This window comes from Butyricicoccus sp. Marseille-Q5471 (genome assembly GCF_951230135.1).
GTDB lineage: Bacteria > Bacillota > Clostridia > Oscillospirales > Butyricicoccaceae > Agathobaculum.
In genome coordinates, this window is record NZ_CATNVC010000002.1 from 126770 (window position 1) to 138189 (window position 11420).

Consider the following 11420-nt stretch of genomic DNA (forward strand, 5'->3'; position numbering starts at 1 on the left):
GCGCTTTTTGCTATGCGCTGAGAGCAAAGGAGAGATGGAAACGTTTAGGCGCGCGCCGAAGTAATTTCGGCTTCAAACTTCTCCAATACCGCAGTTTTCATTTCTGTTGCCTTGGCGCGGTCATAATCGACCAAATCAACCTCATCCAGCGTCGGCAGACCCTCGGGAGATGCCACATCACCGCGCACCGAATAGCGGTAGGAAATCTGCGTATGGAAATCCTGAACATCCTTGGTCAGCAGCCAGTCGATAAAGGTTTTGGCATTCTCCGTATTCGGGCCACCCTTAACCACTGCTGCACCACCGACCTCGTAGGCTGTCTGTTTCGGAATAATGATATTGAGCGGGTATCCCTGCTGTTTTACCTTAAAGCTGTCGTGCGCCCATGCGATGGATGCGATGAACTCACCGGTTGCAACCGGACTGATGACGTCGCCTGCGCCTTTATAATAGTGATGCACGTTCTTATCCAACGCCTTGAGATAATCCCAACCCTTATCTTCGCCCAGACGGAAAAGCTGGCAGGCCGTTGCAATATAAGCGCCGCCGGCGGTCACGGGGTTCGACCAGACAAACACATCCTTGTAAGCCGGATCGAGCAAATCATCCCATGTTTCCGGCTTTTTGAGACCCTTTGACGCAAGCTCCTTTTCAAAGCGCTCATCATTGACGATGATGCTCAGCACGCCCATGTACCATCCCTGCCACATATGATCGGGGTCGTTAAAGCGTGCATCCAGATCGTTATTATTGGCAGAGTCATACGCTTCGAGCGCGCCCTGCTCCGCCAGTGAGCCGTACAGGTCAACCGAACCGCCAACCAGAATATCCGCCTTGGGGTTGGCCATCTCCGCCTGTACACGCGCGACCGCATCGCCGCCGCCCAGTGAAATATACTCAATTTCAATGCCGGTATCCTTTTTGAAGCGCTCAGCCAAATCAATGGTATTGTCTTCATTCAGCGCGGAATAAACCACTAGCTTACCACCCGTCTTAGGCGTCTCAGCATCCAATGCGGAATCCGGAGCTTGTGGTGTGGAATCTGCCGCAGCATCGCCCCCGCCGCAGCCCGCAAGCAAGCTTAGCGACATCGTCATGGCCAGACACATGCTCAACCAACGTTTGCATTTCATGATTGTTTTCTCCTCTCCATAAGTAGATGATCGTATGAATACCCTTCTTTGATGGCCTAAGCATATCACCATTATTGGAACGTGTCAATTTACTTTTGGTTGTTTTTTACTGTTCTTTACACTTTTCTTACAAAATCAACATCTTTGTATTTTCTAATTTGTGCATATTGTTTCAATCCGCTTTTTCATTGATTTGAACTTGTCAATTTCATTCATATGTAGTAGAATAGAGCCATCTTATAAAGCCAAAGGAGGACATCCCATGCCGACTATCAAGGATATCGCTCGGGAAGCCGGTGTTTCACACGGCACAGTGTCCAACGTCCTCAACGGCCGCGGCAATGTCAGTGTAGAAAAAATTCGCCTTGTCCGGCAGGCCGCCGAGCAGCTTGGCTACCGTATCAACGAAAAAGCACAGGTGCTCCGTAAGGGCAGCACGCAGACCGTCGCTCTGCTGGTACCCGGCATGATTGGCGAGCAGTATGCCATGCTGTACGAGGTGCTTGAGCAAGAGCTTACCGTGTGCGGATACACGCTTCATCTGTATGCAACACAGGGCATCGATGTGGTTGAAAAGGCCATGCTCTGCGAAGCGTTGGCCACACAGGTCTGCGCCATCATCGTTGACAGCTGTCTTTCGGATGCGGCGCTATTTTATCAGAATGAGACGGACGGCACGCCGGTTTTCTTTTTGCAGCAGACGCAAGCACCCTATCCCGGAAGCTGCGGAGTCAGTTTTGACTACCGGCTCGCCGGAGACGAGATCGGCCGTTACCTCAAGGAGCACGGCGCTCATTCGGTGGGTCTGTTCCTTGGCGAAGAGAGCAGCTACGCAATCCAGCAGCTGCTGAGCGGTCTTCGCGCTACGCTATACCGCGACGAGATTATTCTGCGTACCGTTTGCTGCTCTGACCACCAACTCGACATTGATGCCTTTGAACTGTTTGAAGACAACGCAGCCTATGATTATCTTGTTTGTTCCGACCGGCAGCGCATGCAGGCAGCGCAGGTCGCACACACCTATGCCAGTTTGACCCCTGCGCCAAAATATGTCGTGCTGTCGCCACACCGTGCCATTTCAGATATCAAGCACGCAAATTATGAACTGGATTACAAGCGCATGGCGCATCGAATTTGCAAAACACTATTAGCGCATCTGGAAGAACACGAACCGCTACCCGCCAGCCTGCCCATGCAAAACACCGGATTTCCGGCGGTCTACCGCTGCGATGTATCCAATGCGGAAGAACTGCAAATGCTCACCGTAGCCTCTCCTGCCTCAGTTGCGCTCAACCGTCTGCTCCCCTATCTGGAGCGATCGGCCGGCATCCGACTGCGCCAGACGGTCATGAGTCTCAATGATATTTACGAGCTGCTGCAGCGAAGCGAAGAGTCCTCTCGCTACGACCTGATCCGCATGGACATGGCCTGGCTTGACGAGTTGGGGCCGCGCATTTATTTCCCGCTCGATCAGCTTGCCTTCGATTGGGACGCGCTGTTTCGCCGCTTTCATCCGATTTTCGGCGAACATTACAGCCGTGTGTGCGGCGAGCGGCTTTGCCTGCCCTATGACCCCAGTACGCAAATCCTTTTTTACCGCAAGGATATCTTCGAAAATCCCATCTATAAGCGGATGTATTACGAAACCACGCGCAAGGAGCTGCGGGTTCCGCGCACCTTTACCGAATATAACGAAATCGCTGCGTTTTTCACCCAGAGCCGCAACCCGCTTTCTCCGCTGAAATACGGATCGACTGCCGCAATTGGCAGTGCAACCGTCAGCACCAGTGAATATCTGGTGCGGCTGTATGGCAGCGGTGGTGACCTGCTTGATGCTGACGGGCGCATCTCCATCAACACGCCTGCCGCGCGCGACGCGCTGGAAAACTATGCGCAGACCTACGAATGCTCGGACAAAACCCAGTATCAATGGTGGAAGAACGCCTTACAGAGCTTTGCCGAAGGATCGGTTGCCATGACCGTGGTATTCATGAATCACGCGTCCGATATTCTCAACCTCAAGCGCTCAAATATCGCCGGAAAAATCGGCTTTGCGCCCGTGCCCGGCGGCAAACCGCTCATCGGCGGCGGCGTCATCGGCATGACACGCACCTCGCAAAAGCACGAGGCCGCCACGCGTTTTCTCGATTGGCTGTATACAGCTCCTGTTGCCTCCACCTTTACCACGCTCGGCGGTCTGTCGCCCTGCCGTTCGGTTTATGAGGATCGCGGCGTTTATGAAAAGTATCCGTGGCTGTCCGCGGCCAAGCAGAGCTTCCCTATCGGCAAACTGCGCGGCCACAGCACCTTTTACCACAATTTCAGCCAGTATCAATTGGAGAAACGCCTCTCCTTCGAAATCAAAAGCGCCATTTTAGGTACTGCCACGGTCGGTGATGCACTCAGCCGTGCGCAGTGCGCCTGCGAGCAGTTTTTCTCCTCCACCTGACGCACCGCACGTAGGGCTGCATCATCCGTTACCCGTTCTAAGTGCAATGAAAAAAAGCCGCCTCTGAAAGAGGTGGCTTTTTTTCGGATATAGGAATGAAGTTTATAGGAATGTGCAAATTAAGGATTTAGGATGCCTTACTTAGCCGACTGCTTGCGCAGAGATTCAGGCTCTTTGGGCTGGTACATACCGGCATACGAGGCCATACCTGCCGCATTCATTGCAACCTGATACAGGCCGGAGGCAAGAGCGTCCCAGATAGAGTTAAACATAGGTTATCTCCTTTCTCTTTTTTGAACTTCTATAATCATAAGCAAAGCTATGATTGACAAGGTTAACGAAAGAACAATACCGGCTGCATAATGCAGCGCATACATAGTTAACGATACAATGCCTACCAACAGTGACGATTGGATGGCACGCTGTCTATTGATACGAATGCTCTCGTCCGACAGTGGCTTATTGGGGTTTTCAATGGGTGCAAAACGAGCAATCACCATGACGGAAGCTGCATTTATCAAAAAAACCTGTATCGGTTTATCTACCGGGAACAGATAAGATGTCAACAGCAGGAGCAGAAACGTTGCAATCATCGCGGTGCGGCATCTAAGATGTGAGGAGGCATGATATCCCCCCGTAAAGCGACGTATCGGCACAAATGAAATCAGGAACAGGATGCTTGTACCAATTCTGCCAAAAGCCGCGCCCAACAATCCAATAAGACTGAAATTTACAAGATCGGACAGAAGCAGTTCTGCCCCATACTGATAAATCTCTTTTTCCTCACAAGAGATGTTTCCTCGTGTGACCAAACGGTCAACGATTCGGTTGGATAGTTCAGCAATCATATCTCAAACCCTTTCGTGTTTACATGATAACGCATGAAACCGCTTCAATCAATACCTTGTACACTTTTAGCAGTTTTTCGTGCACACTTTGCAGATCTTCATGATTATGACGAAGAGAGTCAAAAAACCGCCCGCAAACCCACTTGGATTCGCAGACGGTTCTATTAACGGACGCACTATAGCACAGGCTTATACAGTAGTGCACTGTTTCTCACAAACGACGTAAGCGTGAGCGCTTTTTTTCTGCAGCATTTCATCCGGCACCGGCAGCAGGATGTCACAGACGAACCGCTGCTGATACTCATAAAAGTCGATCAGTCCATTATACTTCCCGACAATTTTACGAATATTGCGCACGCCAAATCCGTGTTCATTGGTATGGCGCTTTGTGGTACGCAAATGTGGATTCTGCCCCAACACCGATTGCGCAATGCTGTTGGAAATAACAATGCTTACATACTGCTCCTGCGGCACAATGACTGCCTCAACCGACGGATTGGCGGATTTTGTACTGGCTTCTATCGCATTGTCCATCAGATTTCCAATCAAGGAACTGAGATCCACCGGCTCAACCCACGACAGAGCGTTCTGAACATTGAGCAATACCGTGATATTCTGTTCTCGGCAAATGGAAAGCTTAATTCCCAAGGCCGCGTTCAGCACATCGTTGCCCGTATCCGGCATGTTAGGTTCGTAAATATCATGGGTGTTCAACAGCTGTCCCAGCATCTGCTGTGCAGAATCAATCTCCCCATTTTTAAGCAGCCCTGACAGAATCATAATATGGTTCTTACTGTCATGGCGAACCGCGCTCATTTCCCGATACAGAATGCCAGCTTCTTCCAGCTCCTTCTTGGTGTATTCCTGTTTTTGACGAAGCAGCGCAAGCTCCATCAGGTTTTTGTGATCCTTACTCACCCGAATGAACAGGTTATATGTAAGCAGGTTGGTAATAAAAATACACAGGGTCGCATACAGAAAAATCTGCTGCATATCCGGGTCATGAAAGGCGGCTTTCATCATCAGCGTGACACAAAGCAGGGAAAACAGCGGGATGACCGTCAGCGGAATCAAGTCATTGGTTCGGAGGTTTTGCTCATTGAAATGCAGCAAAATTCTCGTGACATAGAACAGAATCATTTTGGTCAGCAGTACCGCGGCAATGCGCACCGAACTAAACTGCAAAATCAAAATGCGCGGTTCAAGTCCCGACAAACTGCTGATGAGCAAATTGGTGCCGTATGCAATCAGCGTAATAATCGTCATCAGCAGAATCGATATGAACACCTGCACTGTTGCTATGCCCGCCAGATTTGCGCGTGCATACAAGAAGAGAATGACCACCGCAATATAGGTTCCCAGATTATCGAGCGGCAGATAAACATTCAACACCGATATTTGCAGGAACAGCAACGCGAAGGCGATGCCGCATATCAAGTATCGGCGGGGTTTTGGCTGTTTAAAACCGAAGTAGCGATTCATAAAGTCCAGTATAATTGCGTTTTCCAACACATTTACACTTAGTTCGAACAATTGCTGCATCATCTGCTTCTCCTCATATAACGCATGAAGGCCTGTTGCGTCTCCGCCATCCGGCTGCGGCTGATCGGCAGTTCCTCTCCCGAATCCAATATCACCGTGTTGGCACGCAGACGGCTCATATGTGCACAATTGACCAGATACCCAACATGCACTCTGACAAAGTTCGGATGGTTTATTTCCTGCTCCACTTTATTCAGCTGCGCCTTAAAGCGAATCACATCGTCGACGGTATGTATTTGCACGTAATGCGCATCGCTTTCCAAATACAAAATATCTGCAGCGGGAAACGCCCGTTTCTCCCCATGCAGATTGATCAGCAGCGTTCGGTTCTTCTCTTTGCACTTATGCTCCAGCCGTTCAATGACCTGCGGCAATTCCTCTGCAAAGTGCGTTTTTCTCAGAAACCAAAGAGGCTGATACTGAAAGGACTGGAACACCAGTTCGCTGAGACTGGTCACAAACACAATGCTGGTATCCTGCGATCTGGCATGGATTTCTTTGGCAAGCGCAAAGCCGTTGATAATCGGCATATCAATATCAAGGAATGCAACCTCCGGCGGTGCTGTCTCCACCACCTTCAGCAGTTCAGAACCGTCTGTAAACGTCTGAATTTCCATGCAATCGAACAAACTCGGCAAGGCCTCTTTTAACGCTGTTGCAAGGTTGTCTGCGAAATATGCATTGTCGTCGCAAATGTAAACGGTCATGACTTCACCCCCATTGCATTATGTTTTTATTTTATCATGCCTTAGTGTTATATTACAAAACATTATTTTCCATGGAAAGCATACTCCAACCTATCTCTCCCCGGGCTGCGCAAAAAAACAGGATCCCAGTGGGATCCTGCTCTTCTTATGCGCGGTCAGATACATCAATCAAATCAAGCTTGCTCAGGTATTTCTGCTGATAGTACATCAGCTTTTCCTTGAACTGCGGTGTGGTCTTGTACTCCTGCTTCGCATACTCGTGCGTATCGAATTCAGTTGCACCCTCACCCAACTGGATGGTATAAATCGCAATGTTCGAGCAATGGTCGCTGATTTTCTCCAAGTCATGCACGATATCCAGAAACGGAATACCGATCTGCATGGTGCAGGAACCGCCGCCGAGTCGCTCGATATGGCGACTCTTGAGCCGTTCCTTGAGCGTATCAACGACTTCCTCAATCGGCTCGACCGTACGTGCAATGCCAACCGACTGCGTCATATAACCCTCGACCGTCAGCTCCAGTACCTCGCTCACAGCCTCGCACATGACCTGCAGCTCCTTCATGGCCGATTCAGAGAATTTTTGATCGGTCTGACGGAACTCGTCGACCCGGTCAAAGATATTCTGCGCATAGTCGCCGATTTTTTCAAAGTCCGATAGCGAATGCATCATTTCCGCCGATTGCCGGCGCTGATCAACCGAACGGATGTTGTGAATGTTCAGCAGATATTTGCCGATTTCCACCTCTGCCCGGTCAAGGAAGCTTTCATGCTCGTGAAAACGCTCTTCCTCCGGCTTGCTGCTGTCAAACAGCGGTGTAATCGCCAGTTCAAAGTTGAGCTTAGCCGCTTCACCCATATCAATGATGCAGCGCTGTGCCTGCTCAAGTGCAAGCGAGGGCGTGGTCAGGAAGCGAGGCTCCAGCTTGGCCAACGGATCCTCCTGCTGCTCGCCAGACGGCACGCTCCACTCAGCCAGATGCACCAGCTGCTTGGTAAAGGGCAGGAACAGCAGCGTGCAGCTCACATTAAACAGCGTATGGAAGTTTGCGATGCCGCCCTTGTCAATCGCATGCTCCCAGAAGCTAAAGCCGATTACACTGTTGAGTCCGTAAACCGCGGTCAAAAACACGATTGAACCGATTAGATTGAAATAAAAGTGAACCATCGCTGTGCGGCGTGCATTTTTGGAACCGCCGAGCGAGGACAGAAACGCTGTGATGCAGGTACCAATGTTTTGACCGAGAATAATCGGCACCGCCGCCGCATAGGTAATAACGCCGGTGGTAGACAATGCCTGCAAAATGCCAACCGAGGCCGAGGACGACTGGATAATCGCTGTAACGAGCGCACCGACCAGCACGCCCAGTACCGGATTTGCCACCATGGCAAACAGCTGCGCGAACTGCGGCAGCTCCGCCAGCGGTGCAACCGCCTTTTCCATCACCGACATACCGATGAACAGAATACCAAAGCCGGTAAAAATATCGGCGATGTCACGCGTGCGTCGCTTTTTGGCCGTCATCATGATGATGACACCGGCAAGTACAATCAAATACGCAAGGTTTGCCGGCTTAATCAGCTTGAGCAGCAGATTATCGCCAATCGCTCCGCCCGAATCCAGACGCAGAATCTGCGCCGTGACCGTCGTACCGATGTTTGCGCCCAAAATAACGCCAACCGACTGTCTCAGCGTCATGATACCGGCGTTTACAAAGCCGACAACCATGACTGTCGTCGCCGAGGACGACTGAATTACCATCGTGACGACCATGCCCATCAGCAGCGCCTTAAAGACATTTCCCGTCATTTTTTCCAGAGTTTTTTCCAGTTTTGCGCCCGCGGCACGTTCCAGACCCTTGCCCATGGTTGTCATACCATAGACAAACAGCGCCAGACCGCCTACCATTTGTACGAGCGACAGCACATCAAATTTCATGCGCTTCCTCCGTTTCACACAGATCTTACTTTATCTTTTCCTCTTTTTCATACATTATAAAGTATACCTTACGGATAAAACCCCTGTCAACACTCAAACACCAAGGAGATGAAACATGGTGCAAAATCCACTAATTTTGATTTCCAGCGGAAGAATTATGGGTGAATTGTCTATGCAGCGCCGACAGAGCGAGCTATATGGGCTGTGCATTGCACAGTCTGGCGGCGTCGCTGTGCTCGATACGGGCGGCGATTGTTCTGCCCTCGCGCAGCGATGCGATGCGCTGCTGCTCTCCGGCGGCGGTGACGTGCATCCCGCGCTGTATGGTCAGACCTGCGATACCTCGGCGCATCTATCCATCGATCCGGTACGAGATGGCGAGGAGCAGGGACTGTTTGAGGCCTTTGCCGCAAGAAACAAACCTATTCTCGGAGTATGCCGCGGCATTCAGGTCATCAATGTGCTGTGCGGCGGCACGCTGTTTCAGCATCTTGACGACCACTCGGACGCATGTCACCCGGTTGCCTGTTCCGCTCGTCTTACCGCGCTTGTCGGCTCTGCTCCCATGGTCAACAGCTACCATCATCAGGCCTGCAATCGTTTGGGGCAAGGCCTGCGCCTCGCCGCACGCGCACCCGACGGCGTGATTGAGGCGATTTGGCACGAATCACTGCCTATTCTGGGTGTACAGTGGCATCCCGAGCGCATGGTTCCGTCGCTTTGCGACGATGTGACGGGCGAAAATCACGCCACCCTGTTCGACTGGTTGGTTCAGCAAGCATAGGTCAGAAATGATTGACATTTCATGTAGAAAACGCTACACTGAACATGATTATTGCGCTCCACGCTTGTGGTCCGCCAGAACCAGAAAGACAGGATAGGAGAAATCTGCATGAATGCCACCAAAGCCTCAGCGGCACTCGCGCTCACCATGGCGCTGACCACTCTGCTGAGTGGCTGCACGCCCGCAGACCCACCGGCGGACGCTGCCGCCCGTTCCGGTACCGCGCCGAACGAAGTGCTCACGCTGCAGCCCGTTCCCTCCGGCAAGCTGCTTCTCACCGCACGCGGCGAGGACGGGGTCAATCACACGCAAATCGAACAGATTGTCGAAACCAAGTTTCCGAATATCGACCTTGTGTTCCGAAACGATACCTCTTCCGCCTTGGATATTGCGCACGATGATTTGGCGGACCTTTACTTTACCACCGCGCCCGAGCAGTTCAACAGCCGCGCCGACGAGCAGCTGATTGACTTATCAGCGCAGGCATACCTTGATTATTATCATCTGCCTGCACTGGACAGCTGCCAAATTGACGGACATATCTATTATCTGCCCGGTCCTGCGTCTTTAACTGGTATCGTGTACGATAGAACGCTGTTTGAGCAACACAATTGGAAAATTCCTACCAATCTTGACGGATTTATCGATCTGTGTCAGCAGATTGAACAGGAAACTAACCTGCGTGCGCTTCAGGTCTCCTCCGCAGACTTGGACACTCTCTGCGCACTGTTATCCGGCGCACCGGACAACACCGCACCGGCGCTTGCAGGAATCCAGACACTGCTTGATGCAAAAGTCATTGAGCCAAGTGATTTTGAGGCGGAGGCCATTGACAGTTCTCTTTCGTTTTACCGCGATCACGGCTGCGCGATGATGATTGACACGCTCTCCGCGCCGCGCAATGCCGGCACCTACGGCGACGGCAAGCAGCACGAGTTGGGTATGATGCCCTTCCCCTGCGGAAACAATTCAAATTCTGACTACCTGCTTGCCGAGCCAAGCTATTTTGTCGGAGCCAGCAAGGCGCTTGCTGAGCCGAGCAGCGAGGACAAGCTGAAAGCGGTGCACGAAATTCTGGAGCTTCTCAGCACGCCCGATGTACAGACTCAACTGACCGCCAAGGGCACACCGATGCTCAGTCTGGTGCGGGATGCCGCCCCGATTGACGGCGATTTGCTCGCCGACTGTGCAGATACTATTTCCGACAGCCGCGTCACCTCTCTGCGTTATGCCAGCAGCCGCCAAAAGACGGCCGCCGACCTCGCCCTTTCGGATGCAATCCGCTCATTTGCCGCCGGTCAGATGACCTCGCAGCAGGTTGCGGCAGCGGCCGCGGCGGCGCACGACCGGCTCGAGCTGCCTCATGCAGACACCGGCGAATCCGTCGGCACGGCTGCAACAGACTTTACGGTGCTGGAGACCGCGCTCTACACAGCCGATGTTTTTCGCCGCACTGCAGGCACACAAATCGGACTGACCCGTGCCAATACGCCGAGCAGCGGCTGCAGCATTCGTTTTTATCAGGGTAATATCACAGCGGGCGGCGACGATGCGGCACTGGACTTTCTCGCCCGCGGCTATGAAGGCTGCCTGACCGCCATGAAGATGACAGGCGACAATCTGCTCCGCTGCCTGAATGAGATTTATGCGCCTTCTGCCGATTATCCCAACGCCTATGTGGTTGCCTCCGGCCTTAAAATCGAATTCGCACCGTGGGCGGGTGACGGCAAGCGCATCGTCAGTGCCACACTCGCAGACGGAACGCCGCTGAAGCCGGAGGAGATTTACACAGTTGCGGCGTGGGACGATACCATCAATTCCGCACGCGCTGCCGAAACGTGGCAGTGCTCTGATTTGTCGTTTACGGAGATTATGACGGCCGCCCTCTCGTCCGACAGCCCGATTTCCCCCTTTCATGACGGTCGATTCACACTGAACTGGAGCCTAATCGACGAGCCGGCCGAGACCACTAAAACCAAATAAATAAACGCCGTCCGGTTTAACCGGACGGCGTTTTT

9 protein-coding genes are annotated in these 11420 nt (G+C 52.1%); 3 read left to right on the plus strand and 6 right to left on the minus strand.

Features of this window, described 5'->3' with window-relative positions:
• Positions 1 to 44: 44 nt before the first annotated feature.
• Complete coding sequence (locus tag QOX26_RS03130; RefSeq protein WP_283673433.1) at positions 45 to 1133, minus strand: ABC transporter substrate-binding protein; 1089 nt, start codon at positions 1131 to 1133, stop codon at positions 45 to 47.
• Between the two features lie 262 nt (positions 1134 to 1395).
• Here QOX26_RS03130 and QOX26_RS03135 point away from each other — a divergent pair, with 262 nt between their 5' ends.
• Positions 1396 to 3582, plus strand: a complete 2187-nt coding sequence (locus QOX26_RS03135; protein ID WP_283673434.1) for an extracellular solute-binding protein — start codon at positions 1396 to 1398, stop codon at positions 3580 to 3582.
• Between the two features lie 137 nt (positions 3583 to 3719).
• On the opposite strand, the gene QOX26_RS03140 is transcribed toward QOX26_RS03135, so the two are convergent.
• From QOX26_RS03140 to QOX26_RS03160, 5 genes are all read right to left on the minus strand, one after another.
• Positions 3720 to 3854, minus strand: a complete 135-nt coding sequence (locus QOX26_RS03140; RefSeq protein ID WP_283673435.1) for a cyclic lactone autoinducer peptide — start codon at positions 3852 to 3854, stop codon at positions 3720 to 3722.
• 3 nt (positions 3855 to 3857) lie between these two features.
• The gene (locus QOX26_RS03145; RefSeq protein ID WP_283673436.1) at positions 3858 to 4430 is read right to left on the minus strand and encodes an accessory gene regulator B family protein; all 573 of its coding nucleotides are present in this window, start codon (positions 4428 to 4430) and stop codon (positions 3858 to 3860) included.
• 189 nt (positions 4431 to 4619) lie between these two features.
• A complete protein-coding gene (locus QOX26_RS03150) occupies positions 4620 to 5975 on the minus strand; it encodes a sensor histidine kinase (RefSeq protein ID WP_283673437.1) in 1356 nt (451 codons plus the stop codon).
• On the minus strand, positions 5972 to 6679 hold the full coding sequence (locus tag QOX26_RS03155) for a LytR/AlgR family response regulator transcription factor (protein ID WP_283673438.1): 708 nt from the start codon (positions 6677 to 6679) through the stop codon (positions 5972 to 5974). The genes QOX26_RS03150 and QOX26_RS03155 overlap by 4 nt, the downstream gene beginning before the upstream one ends.
• Before the next feature lie 145 nt (positions 6680 to 6824).
• A complete protein-coding gene (locus QOX26_RS03160) occupies positions 6825 to 8618 on the minus strand; it encodes a Na/Pi cotransporter family protein (RefSeq protein WP_283673439.1) in 1794 nt (597 codons plus the stop codon).
• Positions 8619 to 8733: 115 nt separating this feature from the next.
• Here QOX26_RS03160 and QOX26_RS03165 point away from each other — a divergent pair, with 115 nt between their 5' ends.
• Complete coding sequence (locus QOX26_RS03165; protein ID WP_283673440.1) at positions 8734 to 9402, plus strand: gamma-glutamyl-gamma-aminobutyrate hydrolase family protein; 669 nt, start codon at positions 8734 to 8736, stop codon at positions 9400 to 9402.
• A gap of 108 nt (positions 9403 to 9510) precedes the next feature.
• Positions 9511 to 11385 carry an extracellular solute-binding protein gene (locus QOX26_RS03170; protein WP_283673441.1) on the plus strand — a complete coding sequence of 625 codons (1875 nt, stop codon included), beginning with the start codon at positions 9511 to 9513 and terminating at the stop codon, positions 11383 to 11385.
• Positions 11386 to 11420 lie beyond the last annotated feature (35 nt).

Excerpts from the sequence above, each read along its gene's own strand:
- QOX26_RS03130 (WP_283673433.1), bottom strand. The coding sequence starts at position 1,133 with ATGAAATGCAAACGTTGGTTGAGCATGTGTCTGGCCATGACGATGTCG.
- QOX26_RS03135 (WP_283673434.1), top strand. The coding sequence starts at position 1,396 with ATGCCGACTATCAAGGATATCGCTCGGGAAGCCGGTGTTTCACACGGC.
- QOX26_RS03140 (WP_283673435.1), bottom strand. The coding sequence starts at position 3,854 with ATGTTTAACTCTATCTGGGACGCTCTTGCCTCCGGCCTGTATCAGGTT.
- QOX26_RS03145 (WP_283673436.1), bottom strand. The coding sequence starts at position 4,430 with ATGATTGCTGAACTATCCAACCGAATCGTTGACCGTTTGGTCACACGA.
- QOX26_RS03150 (WP_283673437.1), bottom strand. The coding sequence starts at position 5,975 with ATGATGCAGCAATTGTTCGAACTAAGTGTAAATGTGTTGGAAAACGCA.
- QOX26_RS03155 (WP_283673438.1), bottom strand. The coding sequence starts at position 6,679 with ATGACCGTTTACATTTGCGACGACAATGCATATTTCGCAGACAACCTT.
- QOX26_RS03160 (WP_283673439.1), bottom strand. The coding sequence starts at position 8,618 with ATGAAATTTGATGTGCTGTCGCTCGTACAAATGGTAGGCGGTCTGGCG.
- QOX26_RS03165 (WP_283673440.1), top strand. The coding sequence starts at position 8,734 with ATGGTGCAAAATCCACTAATTTTGATTTCCAGCGGAAGAATTATGGGT.
- QOX26_RS03170 (WP_283673441.1), top strand. The coding sequence starts at position 9,511 with ATGAATGCCACCAAAGCCTCAGCGGCACTCGCGCTCACCATGGCGCTG.